This is a genomic window from Amycolatopsis bullii, from assembly GCF_014654205.1.
Lineage (GTDB): Bacteria > Actinomycetota > Actinomycetes > Mycobacteriales > Pseudonocardiaceae > Amycolatopsis > Amycolatopsis plumensis.
The window spans coordinates 31729-58507 of sequence record NZ_BNAW01000005.1 but is presented as its reverse complement, the minus strand read 5'-3'; the positions used below and the strand labels follow the sequence as shown (position 1 = coordinate 58507).

Here is a 26779-nt window from a genome sequence, read left to right as displayed (position 1 = left end):
TTCCCGCTCCGCTTCGGCGGAGGCGCGGGCTGACGCTTTCGCGTCGTCCGACAGCTATTACACGCCGGCCCGAGCCGGTCGCGGCGGTGCCGCCGGTCCTCGGCATGCCCACGTGCCCGCCACCCGATCTCGAAGGGCAGGGGATTGCTCGAAGCCACCGTCCTCGGCCCCGTCGGGGCGACGGTCCACGGGACACCGGTGCCGATCAAGGGACGGCTGGGGCGCACGGTGCTCGCCGCGCTGGCGCTCGCCTGCCGGCAGCCGGTTTCCGTGGAGCGGCTGATCGATGCGCTGTGGGGCGAGCGGCCGCCGGCCACCGCGCGGACCCAGGTGCACATCCAGGTCTCCAAGCTGCGTGCCTCGCTCGACCGGGCGGGCGCCGGCGGGGCCGTGGTCACCGTGCCGAGCGGGTACCTGCTGGACTGCGTCGCCGACGTCGACGAGGTGCGGCGGCTGCTGCTGACCGCGCGAGCGGCCGGGGACCCCGCGGACACCGCCGCGCTGCTGCGGTCCGCGCTCGACCGGTGGGCCGGGACGCCGCTGGGCGGGGTCACCCCGCACCTGGCCGGCGCGGAGCTGCTCCGGCTGGACGAGCTGCGGATGTGCCTGGCCGAGGAGTGGATCGACGCCGAGATCGCGTGTGGGCGGGCCGCGCGGCTGCTGCCCGAGCTGAGCGCGCTGGTGCAGGCGCACCCCCTGCGCGAGGGCCTGCACCACCGGCGGATGCTGGCGCTGCACCGCGCCGGACGGCGGGCCGACGCGCTGGCCGCGTTCCACGAGGCCCGGCGCGTGCTGCGGGACGAGCTCGGCGTGGACCCGTCCCGGGAGCTGCTCGCGCTGGAGGCGGAAATCCTCGCCGTCGGGACGCCGCCGTCGGCGACCGTGGTGCCCGCCCAGCTGCCGCCCCGGACCTCCGGGTTCGCCGGACGCGAAGCGGAGTCGGCCGCGATCAGGGCCGTGGTGGTGCGCCGGGCCGACGCGCCTCCGCTGGTGCTGGTCACCGGGATGCCCGGGATCGGCAAGACGGCGCTGGCCGTGCACGCGGCCGCGGCCGCGGTGCACGCCTATCCCGACGGGCAGCTCTACGCCGACCTGCGGGGTGCCGATGCCCGGCCGGCCGCCCCGCACGACGTCCTCGCCGGCTTCCTGCGCGCGCTGGGCGTGCCGGCGTGGTCGATGCCGGCCACCGTCGAGGACCGCACGGCCGAGTTCCGCAGCCGCACGGCGGGCAAGCGCGTGCTCGTGTTGCTCGACAACGCCGCCACCGCCCGGCAGATCGAGCCGCTCCTGGCCGCCGATCCGGGCTGCGCCACGATCGTGACGAGCAGGTCCGTGCTGCCCGAGGTCGAGCCGGTGGTCCGGGTGCCGCTCGCGCCGCTGTGCGACGAGGTGGCCGGGACGGTGCTGGCGAACGTGGCGGGCGCGGCCCGGCTGGCCGGAGGCGACGGCACGATCGCCGCGGTGATCGAGGCGTGCGGGGGCGTGCCGCTCGCGTTGCGGATCGCCGGGGCGCAGCTCGCGGCGTACCCGAAGCTCAGCGTGGCGGAGCTGGCCGCGCGGCTGTCCGACGAGTCGCGGCGGATGCGGGAGCTGGTGGCCGGGCAGCGCAGCGTGCGCGACAGCCTCGACGCCAGTTTCCGGCTGCTGGACCGCGACGCGCGCGCCGCGATGCTCGCGCTGGCGGCGATCGGGGCGCCGACGTTCACCGGCTGGCCGCTCGCGCCCGTGCTCGGCGTGCCGCTGCACCGCACCGGCGAGGTGCTGGCGCACCTGTGCGCGATGAACCTGCTCGACCAGGCCGGCCCGGGGCGCGACGGGGTGCCCCGCTACCGGATGCACGACCTCGTGCGGGCCTACTGCCGCACCGTCGGCCCGGCACTCGACCCGGGTGCCCTGGACCGGCTGACCGGCTGGGCGGTCGCGCTGGCCCGGCACGCCTACGCGGGCATCCTGGGCACGCCGGTCGGCTACGCGGTGCTCGCCGAGGCGGCCGCGCCGCTCGGCCCGGACGTGGCGGAGCAGGTGGTGCGGGAGCCGCTGTCGTGGGTGGCCGCGGACGCCGACGTCCTGCTCGCCGTGTTCGCACTGGCCGTGCGCGGCGGCCTGCCCCGTCCCGCGGCGGCGCTGCTGCTGGTGCTGCGGGCGCCGCTCGTGCGGCTCGAGCTCTACGACCACGGCGCCCGGGCGGCCGCGCGGCTGCGGCCCGTCGCCGGCGCGGACCCGGTGGTGCGGGTGACCGCGGCGCTGGTCACGGCGACGGCGCGGATGCACCGGAGCCGGTACGCCGACGTGATCGCCATCCTCGGCGAGGTGCCGGTGCGGGACGTCGACCCCGCGCTGCGGGCGGAGGTGCTGACCAGTCTGGGCTACGCGTACGAGCGCTGCGGCGACTGGCACCGGGCGGTCACCGCGGTGGGCGAGGCGGTCGTGTGCTTCCGGAAGTCCGGCAACCGGGCGGGGGAGTCGGGCTGCCACGGCACGCTCGCCGCCCTGTACCGCGACCACCTCGGCGATCTCGGCGCGGCGCGGGCGCACGGCCGGAAGGCCCTGCGGCTGGCCGACGCCGCCGGCGAGTGGAAGACCTGCGCCCAGGTGCGGCTCGTGATCGTGCGCACCGCACTGGCCTGCGGTGACACGGCGGCCGCGGTCCGCCTCGCCGGGCAGGCCCGAGCCCTGGCCGAGCGGAACGGCGACCTGGTCGGCCAGACCTGGTGCCTGACCGCCGAAGCCGACGCCCTCCGCGCGCACGGCGACCTGTCCGCGGCCCGGAGATCCGCGGACCGCGCGCTGGGCCTGGCCCGCCGCACCCGCCGTCCGGACGCCGAGTCGGCCGCGCTGCTCGCACTGGCCTCGATCGAGCTGGCCGCCGGCGACCGGGCCGCTGCCCGCCGCATCGCCCGCGCGGCTCTGCTCTTGCAGGACCGGTTCGACAGCCCGGTCGAGCGGGTCGGGGTGGAGCGGGTGCTGGCGGAGATCGAGTGCCAGTTGCCGTCGGGCGCGGGGCGGTGAGGGGTCACGCTGGTATCGCGCTGGCAGCCGCCTTGCCTGCGCGGCCCGGCTGCAGGTCTGGGTCGACAGCCCGGTCGAGCGGGTGGGGGAGGGGCCGCGCTGGCCACGCTGGTGTGGAGCTGGCCTGTTGGCGACCGGTCCGCCGCTCGCCGCATCGCTCGCGCGGCTCTGCTCTTGCAGGGCCGGTTCGGCAGCCCGGTCGAGCGAGTCGGGGGTGGAGCGGGGTGGTGGCGGAGATCGACCGTCAGCTGCCCTCCGGCGCCGGCCGGTGAGGGACCGCGCCGGCCACGCTGGCGAGGTCGATGTAGCCGAGCTGGCGGGAATCCTCGCTGTGACCGGTGTTGTCGCCCACGACCACCACCCGGCCGGCCGGGACGACCCGGTGGCCGGTCTCCAGCCAGGCGGGGACCGGGTCACCGGCGACCGCGACGATCCGCTTGATGCGCCACGCGACGTCGGAAGAAGTGGACCGCGGCCGGAAGACGATCACGTCGCCGGCCCGGTACACCCGCCGCCGGGTCGCGACCACGCGCTCGCCGTCGTGGAACGTGGGGGACATGCTGTGCCCCCAGACGCGGGCGACCACGTACCGGCGGCGCAGCACGACCAGCGCCGTCAGCACCACGACCACCACCACCACCACCACCACGAGGGCGACCATCACGCCTCCACCATCGCGTATCCCTTGGCCTGCAACGAGAACAGCCGGGCGTACTCGCCGCCGGCGGTGAGCAGCTCGTCGTGCGTGCCTTCCTCGACCACCCGGCCGCCGCCGAGCACGACGATCCGGTCCGCGCCGCGCAGGGCGGACAGGCGGTGCGAAATCAGCACGCTCGTCCGGCCGGCCCGGTGGGCGCGCAGGGCCTCGTGCGTGCGGGTCTCGGCGTCGGCGTCCATGCCCGAGCTGGGTTCGTCGAGGATGAGCAGGTCGGCCTCGGCGCGCATGAGGGACCGGGCGAGCGCCACCCGCTGCCACTGGCCGCCGGACAGCGCCGCCCCGGCCTTGTCGTCGACGTCCAGGAACGCCCGGGACAGCAGGGTTTCGTAGCCGCGCGGCAAGGCCGACAGCGCGGGGTCGATCCCGGCCAGGCGGGCCGCCGCGCGGATGCGGTCGAGATCGCCGAGGCGGGCGACGTCGCCGATGCCGATGTTGTCGGCCGCGGTCAGGTCGTAGCTGGTGAAATCCTGGAAGGTGGCGCCGAGGCGCGCCCGCAGCGAGGCGGGGTCGTAGCCGCGGATGTCCACGCCGTCCCAGAGGATCCGGCCGCGATCGGGGTCGTAGAAGCGGCAGAGCAGCTTCACCAGCGTCGACTTGCCCGCACCGTTCACCCCGACCAGCCCGACCGCCGCGCCCTGGGGGAGCACCAGGTCGACCCCGCGCAGCACCCACGGGCCGGTCTCGTCGTACCGGAACCACACGTCCCGCAGTTCGATGCCGGTGGTCAGCGGCGGCACGGGAGCGGTCCCGGGCGCCAGGTCGGGCTCGGTCGTGACGACGTCGAGGTAGTGCTGGAACACCCCGAGCGAGCCGCCGGCCCGGCCGAGCTGGTTCAGCAGCGTGCTCACCGGCGACTGGATCCCGGCCACCGCGGCGGTGAAGAGGGTGACGTCGCCGATGGACAGCGAGCCCCGGGCGGCGCCGGTCGCGGCGACCACGAGCGCGATCCCGGCCACCACCGCCGAGACGACCGCGGCGGCGATCCCGGCGACGGCGATCCGGCGCTGCATCGCGCACTCGCTCGCCGTCGCCGTGCGGACCGCGGCCACCATCCGCGAGCGGAACAGGTCCGCGAGGCCGAACAGCCGGATCTCCTTGGCCGCCCGGATGTCCGAGCACAGCGAGCGGAACAGGAACCGCTGGCGCTGGGTGGCCATCATCGCCTCGGTCTCCCGCGTGCGCAGGCGGGACAGCGTCAGCTGGGAGACCGCCGTCGCCGCCAGTGACGCGGCCAGCAGCCCGGCCATCGGCGGCCACACGAGCACCACCGCGCCGCCGAAGCCGAGCACGGCGATCAGCGTGCGCACGGCGTCGACGGTCAGCCCCAGCACCGCGGGCGCGGCCTCCTGCGCGCCCTGCTCGGCCAGCCGCACCCGGTCGAGGAACGCCGGGTCTTCGAGCCGGCGCAATCCCGGCAGCGCACCGACCGCGCCGACCAGGCGATCCTCGGCCTCGATCGCGGACTTGGCCCGCACGAGCGAGGTGCAGTAGGAGGCGACCGCGGTGATCGCGGCCGTGACGGCGAGCCCGGCCGCCGAGCCGACGGCCAGCAGCACGATCCGCCCGGTGTCCCGGCCGGCGGCCAGCTCGTCGAACAGCAGCTTCCCCAGCCAGGCCGAGGCCGCGGGCACGGCCGAGGCGAGCACCGCCAGCGCGACCGCGCCGGCGGTGGCCACCCGGGACGCGCGCCAGGCGATGGCGAACGCGGGACCCGCCGCACGCACGAGGTTCATCAGACGTGCTGCGGACGCACGGCGTCGAGGTCGTGGCCGGCGGCGGCGATCCGCCGGTCCCGCACGCGGACCAGGGTCGGGGTCACGTCACCGGCGTTGAACGCGGCCGACGCCGGGCTGCGGTCGCCGACGAAGGCCACGCGCACCGCGGGCCCCAGCCCGGCCGCGTACTCGACGGCTTTGGCCCGGTCCCCGCCGTCGATCACGAACGCGATGGTCGGCTCGGTGAGCTTCCCGGCGATCCGGCGGCACGGCCCGCAGGTGGGCGACAGGAACGCGACGAGCGCGTCATCGAGGTCGCGATCGGTGACGGTCACGCCGTCGGTGTCGGTGACTTCGAACGTCCCGATCTCGGTGCCCACGGCGGGCAGGTCGGGGGTCACCGGCCGGCGCTGCTCGTTCAGCAGCCGGATGATCGCCGAGGACAGCAGGAGGTTGAGCACCGTCAGCACGGCCAGCACCGCGACCACGGCCACCAGGAACGACATGGGATACCTCTCTCAGCGGTTGGCGGGGTCCGCCTTGCCGACCAGGCCGGCCAGGCTGTCGGAGTTGATCGCGACGAGGGCGGCGAACGCGCCGACGAGCGCGGCGGCCGCGACACCGTCGAACCCGGGTGCGGGGCCCGGCGGAACGGCGAGCGCGCCGGCGGCCACCCCGGCGAGCAGCCCGTTGCGGACGAGGTGGGCCCGGCCGAGCACCGCCCCGGAGCGGCCGAAGCAGCGGCAGGTGACGCGGCGGCCCAGCCGAAGGGAACGGACGATCGCGGCGCAGAACACGAGCAGAACCACCGCTCCCAGCCCGAGACCGAGCCGGGAGGTGGCGGGGAAGGCGACGAGCACGGCGGTGGCCAGCTCGACAACGGCGGTCCCGGCGGCGACCGGCAGCCAGCCGACCGGCGACCGGCCGAGCGGGGCGAGCGAATCGGCGAACTCCGTCAGCCGCGTCCGGCCGGCGAGCTTGCCGACGGCCGCGACCGCGAACACCAGCCCGACGAGGACACGGGCGGCGAGCACGAACTGAGCGCCGAGCATCGGTGCACCCCCTCTGGCGAGCCTTTCCCGCCGCGACGGGCGCGGCGGGAAAGGCGTGGACACCGGTTACTTGCAGTTGCCGTAGCAGTCGTAGTGGAGCGTCTTGCAGACCTGGCCGTGCTCGGGGATGCAAGCGCCGGCCTTGACCTCGCGCAGGAACAGCCCCAGCAGCCGGTCACCCAGGGCGTTGATCATGCGAGCCATGATCACTCCTCTCATCAGCGGGAATCGACGGGAAGATCGTGACCCAGGCTCGCTATCCGTTCGCTATCGAGGAATCCGCCGTTGCGGTACGCCGGATGGCGGTACCCCACGGAAATCGGAAGCCGGCCGCGAAACCCGGGCCGCGCCGTACCGACCGGATGGTATGTTGGCCCGCGTGATCGAAGCGGCGCGCCGGACCTGGCGAACTCTCGAGCCCTACCACGGCATGATCTACTTCGCCCCGGAAGCCGCGGCCGCCTACGCGGAGCTCGGGCTCACCGGCCGCGCCGGCTATTTCGCGTCGAGGTCGGCGGCACTCGGCGCGGTCCCGGCCCCGGTCGTCATCGCGACCTTCTACAACTTCAACCCGGCTCTCGTCCGGGACTCGATCGCCGCCGCCTGGTCCGTCACCGACCCGGCCGCCGTCTTGGCCGCGCGGTTCGCCGCGGCCGATCAGGCGTTGCGCGGCGTCCTGGGCGACGCGGTGACCGCGCCGGAAACACGCCGGGCCGCCGCGCTCCTGCGCGAAGCCGCGGAGGCGGTCACCGGTGACGTCACCGGCCGGCCCCTCTTCGCCGCCCACGCGGCGCTGCCGTGGCCCACCGAGCCGCACCTGGTGCTGTGGCACGCGCAGACCCTGCTCCGGGAGTACCGCGGCGACGCGCACGTCGCGGCCCTGCTGACGGCCGGGCTGAGCGGCATCGAAGCGCTGATCACCCACGCCGCTTCCGGCGCGGTCCCCGCGGAAACCCTGCGCACCTCCCGGTCGTGGTCCGAAGAGGACTGGAACCGGGCCGTCGCCGGGCTGCGCGAGCGGGACTGGCTCACCGATGACGCCGAACCGGCGTTCACGCCCGCGGGTGCGGCCCGCCGCGCGGAAATCGAGAAGGTGACCGACGAGAACAGCGTGACTCCCTACGCGCACATCGGCGAGGCCGCCTGCACCGAACTGCAAACCCTGGTGCGGCCGTTCAGCCGGGCGCTCGGGGAAAAGTTCATGCCCTGGGCGCTGACGAGACAGTAGGCCACCGGGAACCTGAAAGTTTCACCGGGCGAAAACCGTTGCACCACACCTGAACACGGCATCGGCCGCCGCGCCCTTCCGCCGGTTGACAGTGCGCTCCCGCCGGTTCCAGCATCGCCTCCTGAGCGCCGGCCGCACCGGGAGGAGTTCCGTGATGGTGAGAAGGGTCGTGGTGGCCGTGGCCGCCGCGCTGCTCGTGCTCGGTTCGGCAGCGGTGGCCGCCGGGGCACCGCTGCAGCCGGCCGCCTCGACGGCCGGCTGTGGCAAGGCGCCGACGTTGACCAGCGGCACCCGGACGATCCAGACCAGCGGGAAGAGCCGCAACTACATCTTGCGGATCCCCGACGGCTACGACCGGAACCACCCGTACCGGCTGATCTTCGGCTTCCACTGGCTGGGCGGCACGGCCACCGACGTCGACACGGGCCGGACCGTGCAGACCGGGGCCTGGGCGTACTACGGCCTGCAGCGGCTCGCGAACAACAGCGCCATCTTCGTGGCCCCGCAAGGGTTCAACAACGGCTGGGCCAATTCCGGCGGCGAGGACGTGACCTTCACCGACGACATCATCCGGCAGGTCGAGGGCGACCTCTGCGTCGACACGACCCAGCTGTTCTCCGTGGGCTTCAGCTACGGCGCCGCCATGAGCTACTCGCTCGCGTGTTCGCGGGCGACGGTGTTCCGCGCGGTGGCGGTGCAGTCCGGTGGGGTGCTCAGCGGGTGCAGCGGGGGCACGCAACCCATCGCCTACCTCGGCGTGCACGGGCTGCGGGACACCGTGCTGAACATCGCGGGCGGCCGGTCGATGCGGGACCGGTTCGTGCGCAACAACGGCTGCACCGCCCAGAACCCGCCCGAGCCGGCGCAGGGCAGCCTGACGCACCGGGTCACGAGCTATGCGGGCTGCCGGGCCGGGTACCCGGTGCAGTGGGCCGCCTTCGACGAGGGCCACATCGCCGCCCCGCAGGACGGCGCGACCGGTGACAGCGGTTCCCGGACGTGGGTGCCGGCGTTGGTGTGGCAGTTCTTCTCGCAGTTCGGCACCACCACGCCGCCGCCCGACGACCCGCCGCCGGCCACCGGGGCCTGCCGGGTCGCGGCCACGGTCAGCCCGTGGAACACCGGCCTGACCGAAAGCATCACGATCACGAACACCGGTTCGGCCGCGATCAGTGGCTGGTCGCTCGGGTTCACCCTGCCCGACGGCCAGACCATCACCTCCGGCTGGAGTGCCGCGTACGCGCCGTCGTCGGGGCAGGTGACCGCCACCAACGTCGCCTACAACGCCGAGCTCGCCGCCGGAGCGTCCACCACCATCGGCTTCCAGGCCAACCACACCGGGAACCCGGCTCCGGCCACCGCGTTCACCCTCAACGGCGCGGCCTGCACCACCGGCTGACCCGCGGCGGGGTCACGTCGTCGTGGCGCTCGTGGCGCGCGGGCGTGACCCCAGGTCGGTGTAGGCGAGGTCCTTGCCCTTCCGTTCCCAGACCACGTCGGTGCAGTCCAGGCCTTCGGCGGACAGCTGCCGCTTGAGGACCTTGAACGTCGAGGTCCGCGGGAGTTCCCGGACCGTCCGCACGTACCGGGGCACCTGTTTGGGCCCGAGATCGGGCTGATCGGCCAGGAACCGGCCGAAGCCGGTGGGGTCCAGGGGCGTGCCGCCGGTGACGACGGCGGCCATCACCTGGTCCCCGGTCACCGGGTCGGGCACCGCGTAGACGGCGGCGTCGGTGATCGCCGGGTGCCGCAGCAGGATGCGCTCGATCGGGGCCGTGCCGAGGTTTTCCCCGTCGACGCGCAGCCAGTCGCCGAGCCGGCCGGCGAAGTAGCAGAAGCCGGCGGCGTCGGCGTAGGCGAGGTCGCCGGTGTGGAACCGGCCGTCACGCACCCGTTCGGCGTCGGCGGCGGGATCGCGGTAGTAGCCGGCGAACCAACCGGCCCCCGCGGTGTTGACCAGCTCGCCGACGGCCTCGCCGGCGTTGAGCAGGTGGCCGTCGGCGTCGAACTCGGCCGGGGGACACGGGAGCCCGGTGTCCGGGTGCAGGATGGCCACGTCGCCGGCCGGGCGGCCCAGTGAGCCGGGTGGGGTGTCGTCGGTGCGGGCGAACCCCACCCCGCCCTCGGTGGAGCCGAACGCGTCGACGACCTTGCACCCGAAGCGCTTCTCGAACGCGGTCAGGTCGGCGCTCGCCCCTTCGTTGCCGTAGACCAGGCGCAGCGGGTTGTCCGCGTCGTCCGGACGCGGCGGCGTCGCGACCACATAGGACAGTGGCTTGCCGACGTAATTGGCGTAGGTCGCGCCGAACTTCCGCACGTCGGGCAGGAAGCCGGAGGCCGAGAACCGGCGGCGCAGCGCGATGCTCGCGCCCGCCGCGAGCCCGACCGCCCAGCCGGCCATGATGGCGTTGGAGTGGAACATCGGCATCGTCACGTACACGGTGTCCGATGAGGACAGACCGAAGCGCTCGGCGAGCATCGCGCCGGGGAACGCGATCTTGCCGTGCGTGCAGCGCACGGCCTTCGGGTCGCCGCTGGTGCCGGAGGTGAAGATCAGCATCAGCAGGTCGTCGGCGGAGGCGGGGACCGGGTCGATCGGGTCGGCGGCCGGCGGCCAGGACTCCAGCTCCCGCACGGCGATCCCGCCGAGGTCCAGGCCGGCCAGCAGGGGCCGGTACTTCCGCTCGGCGAGCACGAACCGGCAGTCGGCGAGCCGGACGTCCCGGGCGAGGGCGGCACCGCGCCGGGTGGGGTTGAGCCCGACCAGGACCGCCCCGGCGAACGCGCAGGCACCCAGGAGGACGGAGAACGCGGGCACGTTGTCGGCCAGGATGCCGACGTGCGGCGGTTCGCCCGGGCGCAACGCCGCGCGGAGGCCGCCCGCCCAGCGCGCGGACGCCCGGACGTGCTCGGCCCACGACCACGTTTCGTCCTCGAACCGCAGGCCCGGGCGCTCGTCGCCGGCGCGGGTCAGCAGCAGCTCGGTCACCGTCGGGACGCTCATCCGCGCACCTCCCGGCCTCGGTGGTCAGAATTGAAACACGTTCTACTTCTAGCACGGCGACGGCCGCGGGTCCACCGCCCGGTGATCGGCGGAACACCGGCGTCCTCCCGCGAGTTGAGGGTGGCATGACGCAACTCGTGGACCGCACGATCACCGCCCTCCGTTCCGAGCACGACACGCTCGCCGGCCTCGTCCGCGGCCTCACCGACGACCAGCTCGCCGCCCCCAGCGGCGCGGCGGAGTGGACCGTCGCCCAGGCCCTGTCCCACCTCGGCAGCGGTGCCGAAATCGGCCGCGCGCCCATCGCCCGCGCCACCGGTGAGACCGTGGCGGCCGAAGAGAACCAGGCGATCTGGGCTCGCTGGGACGCCGCCACCCCGCGGGCGCAGGCCGAAGGCTTCCTGGAGCACAACGGCCGCTGGCTCGAGACCGTCGAGGCGCTCACGCCCGAGCAGCGTGCGTCGCTGACCGTCGACCTCGGCTTCCTGCCGGAGCCGGTGCCGCTCGTGACCGCCCTGGGCATGCGGCTGAGCGAGGTGGCCAACCACTCGTGGGACGTGCGGGTCGCGTTCGACTCCGGTGCCGGCGTCGACGCGGACTCGGCCGCGGTGCTGGTCGAGCTGCTGACCGGACCCGTCGGGTTCATGCTGAGCTTCCTCGCGAAGCCGGCCGAGCTCGCGGACCCGGTGTCCGTCGCGGTTCCCGGTGCCGGGCTGGTGATCGACGACGCGGTCACCGTGGTGGACCACCTCGAGGCGCCGTCCGCGACGTTCACCGGGCCGGCGGAGGCCTTCATCCGGCTGGTCACCGGCCGGCTGAAGGCGCCGTACGACAAGGAGGTGACCGTCGAAGGCAGCGTCACGCTCGACGACCTGCGCCGCGTGTTCCCCGGCTTCTGAGTCAGCGGGGGTGCAGTGAATGACTCATTCCTGGCGTCTGACGCCAGGAATGAGTCATTCAAGACGGCCGCCCCCGCTGCTGGTCAGTGCTTCCGGCGGTGCAGGGCGGGGCCGAGGGCCCGCTGGGCGGTGAACAGGACGATCCCGCCGAGCGCGCACCCGGTCGCGAGGCCGGGTGCGCCGGTCAGTTCGAGCAGGGCGGTTCCGGCCAGCGGACCGAGGACCGCGCCGACGCTCCAGGTGGCCGAGGCCAGGCCCAGGTACCCGCCGCGCAGCCCGGCCGGGGCGAGGGCGGCGAACGTGTCGCCGAACCGGACGGCGATCCCGATCTGGCCGAGCGTCCAGAGCAGGACCGAACCCGCGAAGGCCGCGGTGCCGTGGCTCAGGGCGCCGAGTCCGGCGCCGAGCCCGACGAAGAGCATCGAGACAGCCGACACGGTGGGGCCGTGGCGACCGGCGAGCAGCCGGACGGCCAGGGGCTGGAGGGCCACGACGGCGATCCCGTTCAGGGCCAGCACTCCGCCGTAGGCCGCCGGGCCGAGACCGCCGGCCGCCATCAGCAGGGGCAACGTCGTGAACGTCTGCAGGAACAGCGTGAAGTAGGCGGCGTGCAGCGCCAGCATCGCGAGCATCAACCGGTCGCGCAGCACGACGGGCAGCAGGGCCTGCCGGGTCCGCACCGACCCCGCGGGACGGGTTTCCGGCACCTGGAGCCAGACGAGCAGCGCCGCGGCCAGCGATGCCGCCACGTTGATCCAGAACAGCAGCCCGTAGCCGTACCGGGCGAGGAACCCGGCGGTGACCGTGGCGACCGAGAAGCCGAGGTTCGCCGCCCAGTAGAGCACGCCGAACGCGCGGAGTCGTTGTGGCGCGGGCAGATCGGCCACCGCGGCCGACCCGGCCGGGCGGAACAGCTCGAGCGTCAGCCCGGCGGCGACGGCGGCCACCCCGATCCCGGGCAGCGAATCCGCCGAGCCGAGCGCGATGAGCGCCGCGGCCGACCCCAGGAACCCGGCCAGCATGGTGTTGCGCCTGCCGATCCGGTCGCCGAGCCAGCCGCCGAGCACCTGCGAGCCGATGTCGCCGAGGCCGACCGCGGCGACCACCCCGCCGGCCGTCGCCGGGGAAAGGTGCTGTGCCTGGGTCAGGTACAGCACCAGGAACGACCGCACCACGCCACCCGCACGGCCGACGAAGTGCGTGGCCGCGAGGGCCCGGACGAGCCGGGAGGTCGGGGCGGGCGGAGCCGAAGTCGTCGTCATGGGAGCGACGTTAAGGTGGCAAAGACATCGCGAAAAGCGATGAATTCCGATCGAACCAATCGCCAACGGCTATGTTGGGTGGTATGGCCGACTTCGAACTGCGTCACCTGAGGACCATGGCCGCCATCGCCGAGGAAGGCACGTTCGGCCAGGCGGCGGCGCGGCTGGGCTACACGCAGTCCTCGGTGAGCCAGCAGATCGCCGCGCTGGAGAAAGCCGTCGGCGGTGCGGTGTTCGACCGGCCCGGCGGCCCGCGGCCGGTCCGGATCACGCGGCTGGGCGAGGTGGTCCTGACGCACGGCCGTGAGCTGCTGGCGAAGGGCGCGGCGCTGACCGACGCCGTGGACCGGTTCCGGGCCGGCCACGGCCGCATCGACATCGGCACCTTCCAGAGCGTGTCGAACCTGATCCTGCCCGCGGTGATCCGCCGGCTGCTCGACGAGCACCCCGGCTGCGACATCAGGTTGTCCGACGTGGCGCCGGAAGACCCTCGCATCGGCGAGCTCGACCTGCTGTTCCACGACGGCCCGGTCGAGGGCGAAGTCGAGCACGTCAAGCTGTTCGACGAGCCGTACCTCCTGGTGACGGCCGCCGGCGCGGTGCCGGACGGTCCCGTGCGGGTGAAGGCGCTCGACGACGTGCCGATGGTCGCCTGGCCGCCCACGTACCACCAGCGCTGGCTGGAGCGGACGTTCGCCCGCGCCGGCGCGCAGCCGCGGTTCGTCTTCCGCACGACGGGCCACGAAACCATCCTGTCGATGGTGCGGGCGGGCATCGGCTGGGCGGTGCTGCCGTGGCTCGCGCTGCACGGCCAGGACGCCTGGTCCGACGGCCGGCTGAGCATCCGCCCGCTGAAGCCGGCGCCGGTTCGCGAGCTGGCGCTGTACTGGCCGGCCGGGCGCACGGAATCGCCCCTCGCGGTCCGGACGCGGGAGATCGCCGTCGAGGTCGCGCGGGAGCTCGCCCGGCGGATGTGACCGTCAGAGGTGGATCAACGCGCGGCAGCGTCGGTCAGCGGGACGACCGGCCGGTGCGGGCCATGGCTCCCGTGATCAGCAAGGTCAGCCCCTGCTCGAGGGCGGGCGCCAGGTCGAGGTGGAGCGCGGCCAGGGCCGGATCGGCTTCGTAAGCCGCGAGGGCGCTGGGGGCCGGGCGGCAGTGCGTCCACAGGCCGCCGGTGAGGATCATGGCGAGCAGGCACACCGACACCGCTTCGCCGCCGACCTCGGGGACGGACCGGCGGAGCAGCTCGGCCATCGTGTCCAGCCCGCCGAGCGCGGACCGCTTGAACCGCACCACCACGTCGGTGGACACGTTGTGCTCCAGCACGCCCGCCTGCGCGCCGATGAGGTCGCACAACACCGTCCGGCGGGCCAGCGAGTGGGCGACCACCGCCGCGAACGCCTCCGCCCGCTCGGCCGCCGGGCGGTCCGGGTCGACGCCTTGGGCCACTTCGCCGGCCACCTCGGCCAGCCAGTCGCGCAGGGCGCGGTCCAGCAGTTCGAGCAGCACGGCCTCGCGGGACTCGAAGTAGCGCAGGACGTTCGACTTGGCCAGGCCGACCCGGCGGCTGAGCTCGTTGAGGCTGACCTCGGCCACCGGCATCTCGTCGAGCATCTTCAGCGCCGTGTCGAGAATCGTGCGGCGCCGCTCCTCCCGCTGCTCCGCGCTGCGCGCCCGCTGGAACGTCATGAGACCAGCCTAACGCCCGCGCCGGAGGTTTGAAGACCGGCAGTCTCTTGACAATAGACCGACGGTTCCTTAGCGTCGGAGGCATAACAGACCGACGGTCCGAAAGGGCCGCGACCCCGGAGGACTGCCATGAGCGAGAACTGGACCGAGCGCGAGGTCCCGAGCCAGCGCGGCCGCGTGGCCGTGATCACCGGCGCCAACACCGGCCTCGGCTTCGACACGGCGAAGGTGCTGGCCGAGCGCGGCGCGACGGTGGTGCTCGCCGTCCGCGACGTCGAGAAGGGCAAGCAGTCGGCCGCGCGGCTCGGCGCGGACGCCGACGTCACCGTGCAGGAGCTCGACCTGGCGTCGCTGGAGTCGGTCCGCGCCGCCGCGGCCGACCTGCACACCACGCTCCCGAAGATCGACCTGCTGATCAACAACGCCGGCGTCATGTACCCGCCGCGGCAGACCACCCGGGACGGCTTCGAGCTGCAGTTCGGCACGAACCACCTCGGGCACTTCGCGCTGACCGGCCTGCTGCTGGACCTGCTGCTGCCGGTCGAGGGCTCCCGGGTGGTGACGGTGGCCAGCATCGCCCACCGCATCCGCGCGGGCATCCACTTCGACGACCTGCAGTGGGAGGACTCCTACGACCGCGTGGCGGCCTACGGGCAGGCCAAGCTCGCCAACCTGATGTTCGCCTACGAACTGCAGCGCCGCCTCGCCCCGCACGGCACGACGGCTTCCATCGCCGCGCACCCGGGCGTGGCCCGCACGGAGCTGATGCGCAACTCCCCGGCGGCGATGCGCGCGGTCTTCCCGCTGGTGGCGCCCCTGTTCACGCAGAGCTCGGAGCGTGGCGCCCTCCCGATCCTGCGCGCGGCGACCGACCCCACCGCCCTCGGCGGCCAGTACTACGGCCCGGCGGGCCCGGGTGGGTACCGCGGCCGCCCGCAGGTGGTGGCGTCCAGCCCGCAGTCCTACGACGGGGCGATCCAGCGGCGGCTGTGGGCGGTTTCGGAGGAGCTGACCGCGGTGAAGTTCCCGGTCGGCTGAGCGCCCGGACGTGCGAGGGGAGTCTGCCGCGGCTCGTCGTGAGTGGTAAGGCCGGTTCTAACCCTGTTTCTCACTCACGAGGCCGGGGAGGTGGCCGTTGCCGGAGGCGGGGAGGAGGTGGTAGCCCGCGCGGTCCGGCCGGATGTGGGTTCCGCCGGCCGCCGGGTCGGGGAGGCGGTGGCCGGCCGCCGCGATGGCTGCTTCGTCGAGGTGGATGCCCAGGCCGGGGGTGTCGGCGAGGATGAACGCGCCGTCGCCGAGCTCGTGGTCCAGGGTGATGCCGACCGGGGGGTGGAGGTCCTGCAACTCCGCGACCAGGTGGTTGGGCACCGCGGTCGCCGCGTGCACCAGGCCGATCGGGGTGGTGCCGATCGGGCTGATCGGCAGGTCGTGCGCGTGCGCCAGGGCGGCGACCCGCAGGAAGTGGGTGACGCCCCAGCCCGCGGCCGTCTGGACGACGTCGACCGCGCCCGCCGCGATCAGCGGCCGGTGCTGTTCCAGCCCGGTGAGGTTCTCCCCGGTGGCGACCGAGGCGCGGACGCCGCGGCCGACGGTCGCGTGGCCGTCGACGTCCCAGCGCCGCACCGGTTCCTCGATCCAGGTCAGGTCGAGGGTCCGTTCGAGCTCGGCGACGTGCCGGACGGCCTGCTTGCGCGTCCAGTTCTCGTTGACGTCCAGCATCAGCCCCGGGCGGCCGCCACCGGTCTCGGCGAGGACGTCGCGGACCAGGCCGAGGCGACGCCGGTCGCGGTCGATGTCCAGCCCGCCCTTGAGCTTCGCCGCCCGCAGCCCGTGGCCGGCGTAGGTCCGGTACAGCTCGGCGAGCTCCTCGTCGCCGAGGGCGATGTCGAGGCCCGAAGCGTAGGCGGGCACGCGGCGGTCCCGCCCGCCGAGCAGCCGCCAGAGCGGTTCCCCGGCCAGCTGCGCCTTGATGTCCCACAACGCCGTGTCGAAGGCGCCGATGGTGCCGAACACCGCGCCGGCGTGCCCCGCCTTGAACGTCCGCCGCAGCATCCGGTCGTAGAGGGCGCTCACGCCGCGCGGGTCTTCGCCCTCGAGCGCGGCGAAGACCGTCTCCGCCTGCACGTGTGAACCGAGCCCGACGCCGGTGACGCCTTCGTCGGTTTCGACGACGACGAGCGGCATCGGGACGACACCGCCGGCGTGGACGCCGTTGGCGTCGCCGATCGGGCGGCCCCAGTCCTGGACGGTCGTGAGGGCCCGGAAACCAGTGATGCGCATGTCAACCCTTCGTGGACCCGGCGGTGACCCCGTCGGCGATCTGGCGTTGCAGGAACAGGTAGACGAGCAGCACCGGCACCGCGGCGATCAGCACGCCCGCGGCGAACGTCGGGATGTCGGCGGAGTACTGCCCGCGCAGCGCGGTCACCCCGACCATCAGCGTCCGGTGCTCCGCGGACGGCATCAGCAGCAGCGAGATCAGGACGTCGTTCCAGCAGAACAGCGCGTTGAGCACACCGACCGACAGCAGCGCCGGGGCACCCAGCGGCAGCATGATCCGCCAGTAGACGCCGTAGAAGGTGGAGCCGTCGATGCGGGCGGCGTCGACGATCTCCGGCGGCACGGACGCGTAGAAGGTGGTCATCAGGAACACCGTGAACGGCAGGAACTGCGCCACGTAGGCGAGCACCAGCCCCGGATAGGTGTCGATGAGCCCGGTGCCCGCCATGATCCGCGCGAGCGGGACCATGATCACCTGGAACGGCACGAACAACGCGGTCAGGATGCCCAGGAAGACCACCGACGACCCGCGGAAGCGCAGGCGCCCCAGCGCGAACCCGGCCATCGACCCGAGCAGCAGCAGCACCACCACCGAGCAGGCCACCACGACGACCGAGTTGAGGAAGTACCGCGACGTCCCCACGCTCGTCCACGCGCGGGCGATGTTGTCCCAGTGCAGCGACCCGGCGGGGGAGAACCGGTCGAGGGTGTATTCGCGGCGGTCCTTCATGGCGACGTTCGCGGTGAACACCAGGGGGTAGATCGTCGCCAGGGCCAGCGCGGCCATGGGGACGGCGGCGAGCCACTTCGTGAGCCGGGACCCCGTCATCAGTCCTCCCTTCCGGAGCGGCGCAGGATGCCGATCTCGGCCAGGCCGACCACGAGCATGATCAGGAACAGCACGGTCGACGCCGCGGAGGCGAGCGCGGGCTGGTTCAGCTGCCCCTGCTGGATCCAGATGTAGTACTCGGGTAAGTAGGTGGAGCCGGCCGGGCCGCCGCTGGTCATCACGTACAGCAGGCCGAACATCGAGGTCAGCAGCCCGATCATGGTGGTGACGAAGACGAACTGGATGGTCCGCGACAGCCCGGGGACGATCACGTGCCGGATGGTCTGCGGCAGCGACGCACCGTCCACTTTGGCCGCGTCCAGCAAGGAAGCGTCCAAAGTGGAGAATCCGGCGAGGAAGACGACCAGTGCCATGCCGAAGGTCGCCCAGACCTGCACCCCGACGACGGCGAAGATCGCCACCCCCGGGTTCCCGAGCCAGTCCACCGGGCCGAGGCCGACGAGGCCGAGAACGGCGTTGACCGGCCCGTCGAAGGCCAGCAGCAGGTTGAAGATCGCCCCGACGATCACCGGGGACAGCACGGCCGGGAAGAAGTAGACGCCGCGGTAGACCCGGTGGCCCGGCACCTTCAGGTGGATGAAGGTGGCGAGCAGACCGGGGATGGCGACGGCGACCGGGAGCAGCAGCACGAGGAGCCCGACGTTGCGCAGCGCGGTGCGGAACAGCGGATCGCCGAACAGCGTCACGTAGTTGTCGAAGCCGACGGCCGTGCCGTTGCGATCGCCGTCGCCGGTGAACGAGAAGTTGACGCCGAGCAGCAGCGGCCACAGCCGGAGCAGGAGGACGACCAGCACGGCCGGGGCGACGAGGACGAGCGGCGCGAAGCGTTCGAGTCGCGTTCCGCGCGGAGCACGCCGGGCCGGCGCGGGCTCTCCGGCGGGCCGGGCCGGAGCCCGGTCCACCCGAGCGGGGGAGTACCCGGTCACGCTCCTCAGCCCTTGTCCGACGCGGCGAGCTGCTGCAGCACGTCGTCGACGCCGGCCGAGCCGCTGAGCAGCTGCTGCGAGAGCCGCCCCATCAGGTCGAGCGTCTTGGAGGAGAGGGCGACGTGCAGGGCCGGCTTGCCGCCCTTGACCTCCGAGACGATCTTCGCGACGGCCGGTCCGCCCGCCGAGACGTCGATCGAGGTGTCCGCGGCGATCGCGCCGCTGTCGGCGTAGAAGGACTTCAGGGCGTCGGTGGAACTCAGCGACCGCACCAGGTCCGCGGCCAGCTTCGGGTCCTTGGTCCCCTTCGCGACCGCGTAGCCGATGCCGCCGTCGTACGGCAGGCTCGGCGTGGCGGCCGGGTTGACCTGCGGCGCGGTCATCACGCCGACCTTGTCCGCGCCGAGGAACTCCGCGAAGTCCTTCCAGTGCCCGACGTCGGACATCAGGCCGATGACGTTCGCGGCCTTGCCGGACTGGAACAGCGCGAACGCGTCGTTGAACATCGCCGTGGAGTTGGGGCCGTCGGTGTTCAGCCCGGCGTCGCCGGCCTGCTTCCAGAGCTCGAAGATCCGCTTGACGTCCGGTGCGGTCCAGTCGCGCTTGCCGGCGATCCAGTCGGTGTACTCCTGCGGCGTCAGGCTCGCCGAACCCAGCGCCGACAGGAAGAACTGGATCCCGGCGCCTTCCTTGTTGCCCAGCGCGAGGCACTTGGCGCCGGTCTTGGCGGAGATGGTGCCGCAGTCGCGGACGAAGTCGTCCCAGGTGCGCGGCGGGGCGTCGGGGTTCAGCCCGGCCTTCTGGTAGAGCTCCTTGTTGTAGTAGACCGGGTGGCCCTGTAGGGTGACCGGCTCGGCGTAGACCTTGCCGTCCTTGGCGAACGCGTCCCAGCCGGACAGCCGCGACCGGTCGTCGGCGACGTAGGGGTCCAGCGGCACGAGGTCGGCGACCCGGTCGCGGATCTGGCCGCCGCCGTTGAAGAGCATGACGTCCGGGCCTCTCTTGGCCTGGATCGCCGCGCCCAGCAGTGTGTAGTACTGGTCGAAGGGCTGGGCCACGAACTCGACGGTGACGCCGGGGTGCTGTTTGGCGAACTCGGCCTTGGCCTTCGCCACGTACCCCGCGGCCTTGGCGTCACCGGACTTCCAGTCCCAGACGACGAGCTTGCCGCTCGCGTCACCGGTCGGGGTGGCCGGGCCGGCGGCGCTTCCGCAGCCCGCGGTCAACGCCAGCGCCGCGAGGAGGGCGGCCGAGAATAGTGTGCGCTGCTTCATTGCTGCTCACTTCTCCAGACGGTGGCCGGACGGGAGTGGCCCGGCGCAGTGCGCAGAAACGTAACTCGTATGACGTATGACGTCAACGCTGCGGCTGTGTAAACTTCCCCTGCGCTCGACGGACGTCGGCGCGAGCGCGACCGGAGGAACGATGACGGCATCAGACCGGCCACCCGTGGCCCCCGAATGGGTGCGCCGCCCCGCGAACCTGGCGAGCGCGGTCACAGCCGAACTGGTGGAACGCGTCGTGCGCGGGGTCCACCCGCCGGGGACGTCGCTGCCCGCGGAACCGGTGCTGTGCGAGAGCTTTTCGGTCAGCCGGACCGTCGTGCGCGAGGCCGTCAAGCTGCTGCAGGCGAAGGGCCTGGTCCAGGTGAGGCAGGGCGCGGGCACGGTGGTGAACCCGGCGTCGATGTGGAACATGCTCGACGAGCTCGTGCTGGCCGCGGTGATCGCCGAGGACGAGACCTCGGCCGTCCTCGACGACCTGGTGGTGACGCGCCGGCTGCTCGAATCGGACATGGCGCTGGTCGCCGCCCGGACCGCGAGCCGGGCCGTCGTCGACCGGCTGGGCGCGCTGGTGGACCTCATGGACGAGCTGGTCGACGAGCCGGACGCCTACCGCGAGCAGGACCTCGCGTTCCACGACACGATCATGCAGGTCTCGGGCAACCGCCTCGCCCGCGGCGTGGTGCGCGCGCTGGAGAGCCAGGTGGTCAACACCGCCCGTTACGTGGGGCCGAGCGAGCGTGCCCTGTGCGTGGAATCGAACAAGGGGCACCGCCGCGTCTACGAGCGGATCGCGGCCGGCGACTCGGGCGGCGCGGCGAAGGCGATGTTCGACCACATCACCGAAGCGTGGCTCGCGCGCCGTCCCGAGTCCGGTGATCCCGCCCGCCTGGAGCGGTGATCGCCATCCCGTCCGGAAGGAGTTCCATGGTCCAGCGTTACGGCATGCTGATCCGCCTGCGCCCGGAAAAGCGCGAGGAGTACCTGCGGTTGCACGCCGCGGTCTGGCCCGGCGTCGAGCGGATGCTGCGGGAGGCCAACATCCGCAACTTTTCCATCTTCCTGCACGACGACCTGCTCTTCGGGTACTACGAGTACGTCGGCGAAGACCACGACGCCGACCAGGCGCGCATCGCCGCGGATCCCGAGACGCAGCGCTGGTGGGCGTTGACCGACCCCTGCCAGGAATCGCTCTCCGCTCGCGAAGGCGGCTCCTGGTGGACGCCCATGGCGGAGGTTTGGCACCTCGCTGCGGAGTCCGTTGTGGACGGTCAAGCCACCTGATCGCTCAGGCGTTCTGCCAGGGCGAGCAGAGCCAGGTGGGTGTCTTCTGGCAGACGCGGAAGATGGTCACCGGGTTGGCCGAGGTGCCCGGGACCTTGGCGCTGCACCCGGAGCTGCTGCCGTTGGCGTCGTCCACGCCGCCACCGCCGCCGCTGCGGGTCCGCCACTCGGTGCGGAACCCGTAGCCGTCGCTGAAGGTGTCGCACGCGTACACCCGGGTGTGGCCGTTGGTCACGCCGCCGTAACCGCAGCGGATCGCGCCCTGGTAGCTGCAGTTGACGACCTCGGCGTAGGCGTCGTGCGCCGACGCGGCCGGGGCCACGGCGACGGTGCCGAAGGCGGCCAGCAGCGCCGCTCCGGCGAGGGTGGGCAGGCGGTGGTTGCGCACGGTTCCTCCTGGTGTCGACGGCGGTGCGCACCGTCCACTCCGGAGCTGTGCGCCGGTTGAGTGCCGGCCGCGGATATCACCCGATCGGCGGCACGTCCGGAACTCCGCGGGCCGCGAACGTCAGCGCGCTTCGTCCGGATGGAGCCACTGGACCAGGTCGGGTGGCGCCAGCTCGGCCACGCGCCGGTGGTAGTGGTCGAGGGCGGCGGGATCGAGCAGCTCGCGCCACCGCCCGCTGCGGCCGGAGCGGAAGAAGTCCGTGTTGCTGCGCCACAGTTTCGCGTCCACGCCGGGAGCCAGCTCGTCGGCGCGGTTGCGCATGCGGTCGAACGTCGCCGCCGCGGCGAGCTGCTCCAGCCGTTCGGAAGACCGGTCGATCGAAAGCACGCGAGCCAGGCGCCGCAGCTGGCCGGGCAGGTCGGCCTTGAGGTCGGCGTAGTGGAACAGCGCGATCTGCGGCTCTCCGCGCCGATCCCAGAACGTCCGCACGTGGTGGACCAGGTTGGCCAGGCTCACCCCGAACGAGGCCGACTCCGGGGTGGGGTCCGCGTCCGCCCACACCCGGAACCGCTCGACCGGATCCGCCGGGGGCGGCGCGGCGGCCTGCGGGCCGAGGCCGCCCGCGGGGACGGCGTCGGGGTGGATGTTGGCCACCGCGTGCTCGAACGACAGCACGGCGTCCCGCGGGTCACGCCCGACGCAGACGTAGGTCACCCCCGCCTCGGACGGCAGGCCGTCGAGCGGGGTGTGCGTCTTGACGAACCGCCGGTGGGACTGGCGCTCGAGGCCGGCGAGGATCGCCGTGGTGTCGTACGTGGTCGCGTCCAGCCACGGGGATATCTCCGTGAGCGGGCGAGGCAGGTCCGCGGTGTCGAAGACCAGCAACGCGCACAGCATCTGCAGCCACGTCGTGCCGCACTTCGGCGGCGTGCTGATCACGATGTCCCCGCTGCGGAACCGGAAGCGGTCCCACAACGCGCTGTCGGACACCACTGTGCGATACCGCCGCAACCCGCCCATTTCCGGCTCCCCGCCTGGTGAGCCGCCAGAATCCCACGGTCCGGGCGGCCGGGGTACCCGCGGCCGGGGGAATCACCAGGCCGGCGTGAACCGCACCGGCAGCGCCGCCAGCCCGCGGAACAGCGGCGACGGCCGCCAGGCCAGCGTGCCGGCCGGCACCGCCAGCGCCACGTCCGGGAGCCGGTCGAGCAGCACCTCGATCGCCGCCTCGGCGATGACCTTCGCGATCTCCTGGGCCGCGTACGGGCACCGGTGTTCGCCGTGGCTGAACGACAGGTACGCCTGGTTGCCGGTCGAGCTCTGCGGGACCGGCCGGACGAGCGGGTCCTGGTTGGCCGCGGCGAGGCCGAGGATGAGCAGGTCGCCCTTGCGGATCTGCTTGCCGCCCAGCCGCAGGTCGTGCACGGCGAACCGGCCCGGGAAGTTCTGCGTCGGCGTGTCCTCCCAGAGCACTTCGTTCAGCGCCTGCCCGACGCTCCGGCGGCCGCCGGACAGCGTCATCGCGAAGCGGTCGTCGGTGAGCATCAGCCGCAGGGTGTTGCCGATCCAGTAGGCGGTCGGCAGCTGGCCCGCGTTCATCAGGTGGAGCAGGTCCTCGGTGATCTCCTCGTCGGCCAGCGCGGCCGGGTGGGCCAGCAGCCGCGAGGTGACGTCCGGCCCTGGCTCGCGTCGCCGGGCCTCGACCAGCAGCCGTACCTTCTCCCGGACGTGCGCGTAGGCCTCGTTCGCGCCCTCGCCGGCGGCGTGCGTCCGGTAGACGTCCCGGACCAGCTCGGCGGTCTCCGCGTCCGGCACGCCGATCATCCGGGCGACGACGGGCAGCGGGACACCGTCGGCGTACTGGGTGATCAGGTCGGCTTCGCCGCTCCCGGCGAAGGCGTCGATGAGCTGGTCGGCCACCTGCTGTGCCCGCGCGCCGAGGTCGAGCTGGTCGACGGCGCCGAGTGCTTCGTCGAGCGCCTCGGCCCGCCGCCGGTGCTCGGCGCCCTCGGCGAACATCATCGTGGGCTGGTGGCCCAGCAGCGGGAGCAACGGCCAGTCGGGCGGGACGCGGTCCCAGGCGTTCCACCGCCGCGAGTCGCGCCCGAAGGCCTCCGGGTTGCTCACGACGTACTGCACCTCGCGGTAGCCGAGGACCAGCCACGCCGGCACGTCCCCGTCGAGCAGGACCGGGGCCACCGGCCCGTGCGCGCGCCGCATCTCCGCGTAGAGGTCCGCGGAATTCCGCTGGAAGCGCGGCCCGGACAGCGGCGTGGCGAGGTCGGGCCGGAGGGTGCTCATGAAGTGGTCTCCCGGGCGGAGGACAGGGCGAAGAGGTGGTTGACGAGGGCCAGCAGGACGGTCTTGCTGGAGTCGCGCCGCCGGGCGTCGCAGTCGATCAGCGGCACCTCGGCCGGCAGGTCGAGGGCCTGCCGCACCTGGTCGAGGGAGTGCTCCGGCTCGCCGAAGTTGTTGCGCGCGACGATGAACGGCGTCCCGTGGTGTTCGAGGCGGTCGATGGAGTACCAGGAGTCGGCCAGCCGGTGGGTGTCCACCAGCACGACCGCGCCCAGCGTCCCGGCGAACAGGCGGTCCCAGAGGAACCAGAACCGTTCCTGGCCGGGCGCGCCGAACAGGTAGAGCACCATCTGCTCGTTCAGGCTGATCCGCCCGAAGTCGAACGCGACCGTGGTGGTGGTCTTGCCGGGCGAGGCACCCTCGTCGATCCCGACGCCCGCCTGCGTCATGGTTTCCTCGGTGCTCAGCGGGCGGATTTCGCTGACGGAACCGACCATGGTCGTCTTGCCGACGCCGAACCCGCCGACGATCACGATCTTCAGCGCGTCCCTGGCGGTGCTCGGCAGCGGAGTACGGACGTCCTGGTCAGAGCTTCTGCAGTCCAACGAGTACCTGCTTCAGGGTTTCGAGATCGGGCAGATCGGCGTCGGCGGGAGCCGAGGACGGGTGGCGGGCGGTGACCCGGCCGGTGTCGAGCAGGTCGCACAGGAGGATCTTCACGACGCTCACCGGAAGACCCAGCTCCGAGGCGACCTCCACCATCGCCGTCGGGTGACGGCACAGGCGCAGGATCTTGACGTGCTCGGACTGCATGCCCGGGACCGGATCGCCTTCGCTCACGATCAGCGTCACCAGGTCCAGCGCGCTCTCGTTCGCGCGGCTGCGCCCGCCGGTGACGGTGTACAACCGGTCGGGGTCCTCGCGGTGGAGGTCTCGCCGGCTCATGTCACCCGGCCGCGGTGGGCTGCTGCGAACGCGCCGGCGCGGTCAGGTACTCGCCGAGCTGCTCGACGAGCTCGTTCATGTTGTGGCCGATGAGGCCCACGTCCGCGTCGTCGCCGGCGATCACGGCGAGGTGGGCCCCGGCGCCGGCTTCCACGATGAACAGCATGCCGCCGTGGAACTCCGTCATGGACTGGCGGACGCCGCCGGTGCCGTCGCCGAACTCGATGGACGTGCCGTAGGCCAGGCTCTGGATGCCCGAGGCGATGGCGGCCAGCTGGTCGGCCTGGTCGGTGGTGAGCCCGCGGGTGTGGCAGAGCTTGAGGCCGTCCTTGGACAGCACCAGGGCGTGCCGGGTGCCCGGCGTCTTGGCCAGGAGGTTTTCCAGCAGCCAGTCGAGATCGTGCTCTGCGGTGTTCATCGGCTGTCCTCCGAGGAAGCGGACGGGCGGGTTCCCCGGCCGGCCGCGTGGAACGCGCTGAACTTCGCGCCGGCGTCGGCCCGGGCCGGTGCGGGATTCGGCGGCGGCGGTGGCGGTTTGGGCGCGGCCGCCAGCGTCTGCCCGCGACGCCGCTGCGGCAACCCGGACGCCGCACTCTCCACTGTGGACACAGCAGCGACGGCGGGTACGGGTTCGGGCTTTTCCGCGGGTTCCGGGGCGGACGGCGGGACCGGCGGCGTGTCCGGTTCGGACCGGGTGATCAGCAGCCGGGGGATCATGACCACCACGCCGGTGCCGCCCCGCGCGGACGGCCGGAAGTGCACGCTCAAGCCGTGCTTGCGCGCCAGGCACCCCACCACCGCCAGGCCCAGCCGGGTCCCGGACAGCGTCGTCAGGTCGAGCGGTTCGGCGGAAACCGCCCGCACGGCACGCTCCAGCGCGGCGGGGCCCATGACCAGGCCGCTGTCCTCGATCGTGACCACGACCCCCGCCTGCACCTCTTCGACGTACACGTGCACGTCCTCCGAGGGAGGGGAGAAGCTGGTGGCGTTGTCCATCAGTTCGGCCAGCGCGTGCATGACCCCTTCGGCGGCGTACCCGGCGACGGCGACCGTGCTGGTCGAGTGCGTCCGGATCCGCTGGTAGGCGCTGATGCGTCCCATCGCGCCGCGCAGGATGCTCTCCATCACGATCGGCTTGGTCCAGCGGCGGCCGGACCGCGCTCCGGTCAGCACCGCGATGCTGTCCGCCAGGCGGCCCGCCTGCGCGGTGCTGTGGTCCAGTTCGAGCAGGTCGCCCAGGACGTTCTCGTCGTAGCGGCCTTCCATCTCCCGCAGGTGGGCCAGCATGCTGATGGCCAGCGCCTGCACGCGACCCGCGGCGTTCGCGCAGGCCGCCGTGGTGGCCGCGCGCATCCGCTCGCCCCGGCTGATCTCGTGCGCGATCGTCGCCAGCAGCCGCCGGTGGGCGCCCTCGGCCGAACCCGCCACTTCGGCGAGCGCGGTGTCCGCCGACGCTCCGTCGCGCATCCGCTCGACCAGGGCCGGCACCGTGTCGTCGGCCAGCCGGGCGGCTTCCGCGTCCAGTGCTTCGATCCGGCCGCGGTGGCGGCGCGCCGCCTGCGCGCAGTGCGCGGCGAGCGTGACCGCCGCGCACACCGCAGCCGCGGCCGCCCCGCCGTACCAGGCCACGAACGTCCGGTCCGCCCCGGCCGCCTGGGAAGTCATCCACCACCACACCGCACCGGTGACGACGACGGCGACCGGCAGAACGTAGCGGGCGGGTAAGTGCACTGACATCGATCGGGTCCTCGGGGGCGGTCGGAGACAGGACGAACGGCGCGCGGCACCCGGATCTCGGGCTGCGCCGGGGTTTCAGCGGATTTCACGGCATGGGCGAGCGGGAGCGTCGCCAGGGCGAGGACGACCCTAGCGCCGATCTTTCCCGTCCGTAAGAGTCAATCTTCTCCGGCACGAATTTCGCCGGTCGCCGGTGTTCCCGGAAAGTC

At 73.1% G+C, this 26779-nt stretch carries 27 protein-coding genes; 8 read left to right on the top strand and 19 right to left on the bottom strand.

All coding sequences use genetic code 11. The annotated features are described in order from the left end of the window. Positions 1-144: 144 nt before the first annotated feature. Complete coding sequence (locus tag IE317_RS08595; RefSeq protein ID WP_191308005.1) at positions 145-3009, top strand: AfsR/SARP family transcriptional regulator; 2865 nt, start codon at positions 145-147, stop codon at positions 3007-3009. A gap of 244 nt (positions 3010-3253) precedes the next feature. Here IE317_RS08595 and IE317_RS08590 read toward each other — a convergent pair whose 3' ends face one another. The 5 genes from IE317_RS08590 to IE317_RS08570 form a co-directional block, all read right to left on the bottom strand. Continuing rightward, on the bottom strand, positions 3254-3670 hold the full coding sequence (locus tag IE317_RS08590; protein ID WP_191308003.1) for a S26 family signal peptidase: 417 nt from the start codon (positions 3668-3670) through the stop codon (positions 3254-3256). Beyond that, positions 3670-5460: an ABC transporter ATP-binding protein gene (locus IE317_RS08585; protein ID WP_191308001.1), complete on the bottom strand. Its 1791-nt coding sequence runs from the start codon at positions 5458-5460 to the stop codon at positions 3670-3672. The genes IE317_RS08590 and IE317_RS08585 overlap by 1 nt, the downstream gene beginning before the upstream one ends. Next, positions 5460-5948 carry a TlpA family protein disulfide reductase gene (locus tag IE317_RS08580; RefSeq protein ID WP_191307999.1) on the bottom strand — a complete coding sequence of 163 codons (489 nt, stop codon included), beginning with the start codon at positions 5946-5948 and terminating at the stop codon, positions 5460-5462. Before IE317_RS08580 ends, IE317_RS08585 begins: the two co-directional genes overlap by 1 nt. A 12-nt stretch (positions 5949-5960) precedes the next feature. Then, positions 5961-6494, bottom strand: a complete 534-nt coding sequence (locus IE317_RS08575; RefSeq protein WP_191307997.1) for a MauE/DoxX family redox-associated membrane protein — start codon at positions 6492-6494, stop codon at positions 5961-5963. A gap of 66 nt (positions 6495-6560) precedes the next feature. After that, positions 6561-6698 (bottom strand): hypothetical protein, encoded by a 138-nt coding sequence (locus IE317_RS08570; RefSeq protein ID WP_191308504.1) that lies wholly within the window; start codon positions 6696-6698, stop codon positions 6561-6563. A gap of 175 nt (positions 6699-6873) precedes the next feature. On the opposite strand from IE317_RS08570, the gene IE317_RS08565 reads away from it, so the two are divergent. Then, the gene (locus tag IE317_RS08565; RefSeq protein ID WP_191307995.1) at positions 6874-7722 is read left to right on the top strand and encodes an SCO6745 family protein; all 849 of its coding nucleotides are present in this window, start codon (positions 6874-6876) and stop codon (positions 7720-7722) included. A gap of 154 nt (positions 7723-7876) precedes the next feature. After that, positions 7877-9121, top strand: a complete 1245-nt coding sequence (locus IE317_RS08560) for a cellulose binding domain-containing protein (protein WP_191307992.1) — start codon at positions 7877-7879, stop codon at positions 9119-9121. A 12-nt stretch (positions 9122-9133) separates the two neighbouring features. Here the strand turns inward: IE317_RS08560 and IE317_RS08555 are convergent, their stop codons facing one another. After that, the gene (locus IE317_RS08555; protein ID WP_191307990.1) at positions 9134-10726 is read right to left on the bottom strand and encodes a long-chain-fatty-acid--CoA ligase; all 1593 of its coding nucleotides are present in this window, start codon (positions 10724-10726) and stop codon (positions 9134-9136) included. Positions 10727-10851: 125 nt separating this feature from the next. Here IE317_RS08555 and IE317_RS08550 point away from each other — a divergent pair, with 125 nt between their 5' ends. Beyond that, complete coding sequence (locus IE317_RS08550) at positions 10852-11625, top strand: maleylpyruvate isomerase family mycothiol-dependent enzyme (RefSeq protein WP_191307988.1); 774 nt, start codon at positions 10852-10854, stop codon at positions 11623-11625. Between the two features lie 83 nt (positions 11626-11708). Here IE317_RS08550 and IE317_RS08545 read toward each other — a convergent pair whose 3' ends face one another. Next, positions 11709-12887 (bottom strand): MFS transporter, encoded by a 1179-nt coding sequence (locus IE317_RS08545; RefSeq protein ID WP_191307986.1) that lies wholly within the window; start codon positions 12885-12887, stop codon positions 11709-11711. 83 nt (positions 12888-12970) lie between these two features. Here IE317_RS08545 and IE317_RS08540 point away from each other — a divergent pair, with 83 nt between their 5' ends. Beyond that, the gene (locus IE317_RS08540) at positions 12971-13864 is read left to right on the top strand and encodes a LysR family transcriptional regulator (RefSeq protein WP_191307984.1); all 894 of its coding nucleotides are present in this window, start codon (positions 12971-12973) and stop codon (positions 13862-13864) included. 34 nt (positions 13865-13898) lie between these two features. Here the strand turns inward: IE317_RS08540 and IE317_RS08535 are convergent, their stop codons facing one another. Beyond that, the gene (locus IE317_RS08535) at positions 13899-14579 is read right to left on the bottom strand and encodes a TetR/AcrR family transcriptional regulator (protein ID WP_191307982.1); all 681 of its coding nucleotides are present in this window, start codon (positions 14577-14579) and stop codon (positions 13899-13901) included. A 129-nt stretch (positions 14580-14708) separates the two neighbouring features. Here IE317_RS08535 and IE317_RS08530 point away from each other — a divergent pair, with 129 nt between their 5' ends. Continuing rightward, positions 14709-15617 carry an SDR family NAD(P)-dependent oxidoreductase gene (locus IE317_RS08530; RefSeq protein ID WP_191307980.1) on the top strand — a complete coding sequence of 303 codons (909 nt, stop codon included), beginning with the start codon at positions 14709-14711 and terminating at the stop codon, positions 15615-15617. Between the two features lie 57 nt (positions 15618-15674). Here the strand turns inward: IE317_RS08530 and IE317_RS08525 are convergent, their stop codons facing one another. From IE317_RS08525 to IE317_RS08510, 4 genes are read right to left on the bottom strand one after another with little or no spacing between them, the layout of a single operon-like run. Next, positions 15675-16859: a mandelate racemase/muconate lactonizing enzyme family protein gene (locus IE317_RS08525; protein ID WP_191307978.1), complete on the bottom strand. Its 1185-nt coding sequence runs from the start codon at positions 16857-16859 to the stop codon at positions 15675-15677. A 1-nt stretch (position 16860) separates the two neighbouring features. Then, a complete protein-coding gene (locus tag IE317_RS08520) occupies positions 16861-17688 on the bottom strand; it encodes a carbohydrate ABC transporter permease (protein ID WP_191307976.1) in 828 nt (275 codons plus the stop codon). Next, complete coding sequence (locus IE317_RS08515; protein WP_229902559.1) at positions 17688-18635, bottom strand: carbohydrate ABC transporter permease; 948 nt, start codon at positions 18633-18635, stop codon at positions 17688-17690. Before IE317_RS08515 ends, IE317_RS08520 begins: the two co-directional genes overlap by 1 nt. Before the next feature lie 5 nt (positions 18636-18640). Next, on the bottom strand, positions 18641-19909 hold the full coding sequence (locus IE317_RS08510; protein ID WP_191307974.1) for an ABC transporter substrate-binding protein: 1269 nt from the start codon (positions 19907-19909) through the stop codon (positions 18641-18643). Positions 19910-20060: 151 nt separating this feature from the next. On the opposite strand from IE317_RS08510, the gene IE317_RS08505 reads away from it, so the two are divergent. Then, on the top strand, positions 20061-20819 hold the full coding sequence (locus tag IE317_RS08505) for a FadR/GntR family transcriptional regulator (RefSeq protein WP_191307971.1): 759 nt from the start codon (positions 20061-20063) through the stop codon (positions 20817-20819). A gap of 26 nt (positions 20820-20845) precedes the next feature. Further along, entirely contained in the window at positions 20846-21202 is a 357-nt protein-coding gene (locus IE317_RS08500) for an L-rhamnose mutarotase (RefSeq protein WP_191307969.1), read from the top strand. Positions 21203-21206: 4 nt separating this feature from the next. On the opposite strand, the gene IE317_RS08495 is transcribed toward IE317_RS08500, so the two are convergent. The 7 genes from IE317_RS08495 to IE317_RS08465 form a co-directional block, all read right to left on the bottom strand. Next, positions 21207-21590, bottom strand: a complete 384-nt coding sequence (locus IE317_RS08495; protein WP_191307967.1) for a hypothetical protein — start codon at positions 21588-21590, stop codon at positions 21207-21209. 120 nt (positions 21591-21710) lie between these two features. Then, the gene (locus IE317_RS08490; protein ID WP_191307965.1) at positions 21711-22610 is read right to left on the bottom strand and encodes a sulfotransferase domain-containing protein; all 900 of its coding nucleotides are present in this window, start codon (positions 22608-22610) and stop codon (positions 21711-21713) included. Positions 22611-22682: 72 nt separating this feature from the next. Continuing rightward, positions 22683-23891 carry a cytochrome P450 gene (locus IE317_RS08485; protein WP_191307963.1) on the bottom strand — a complete coding sequence of 403 codons (1209 nt, stop codon included), beginning with the start codon at positions 23889-23891 and terminating at the stop codon, positions 22683-22685. Continuing rightward, positions 23888-24421 (bottom strand): GTP-binding protein, encoded by a 534-nt coding sequence (locus IE317_RS08480; protein ID WP_229902611.1) that lies wholly within the window; start codon positions 24419-24421, stop codon positions 23888-23890. Before IE317_RS08480 ends, IE317_RS08485 begins: the two co-directional genes overlap by 4 nt. Before the next feature lie 52 nt (positions 24422-24473). Then, positions 24474-24833, bottom strand: a complete 360-nt coding sequence (locus IE317_RS08475) for a DUF742 domain-containing protein (protein WP_191307959.1) — start codon at positions 24831-24833, stop codon at positions 24474-24476. A 1-nt stretch (position 24834) separates the two neighbouring features. Continuing rightward, a complete protein-coding gene (locus IE317_RS08470) occupies positions 24835-25251 on the bottom strand; it encodes a roadblock/LC7 domain-containing protein (RefSeq protein WP_191307957.1) in 417 nt (138 codons plus the stop codon). After that, positions 25248-26570: a sensor histidine kinase gene (locus IE317_RS08465; RefSeq protein WP_191307955.1), complete on the bottom strand. Its 1323-nt coding sequence runs from the start codon at positions 26568-26570 to the stop codon at positions 25248-25250. The genes IE317_RS08470 and IE317_RS08465 overlap by 4 nt, the downstream gene beginning before the upstream one ends. Positions 26571-26779 lie beyond the last annotated feature (209 nt).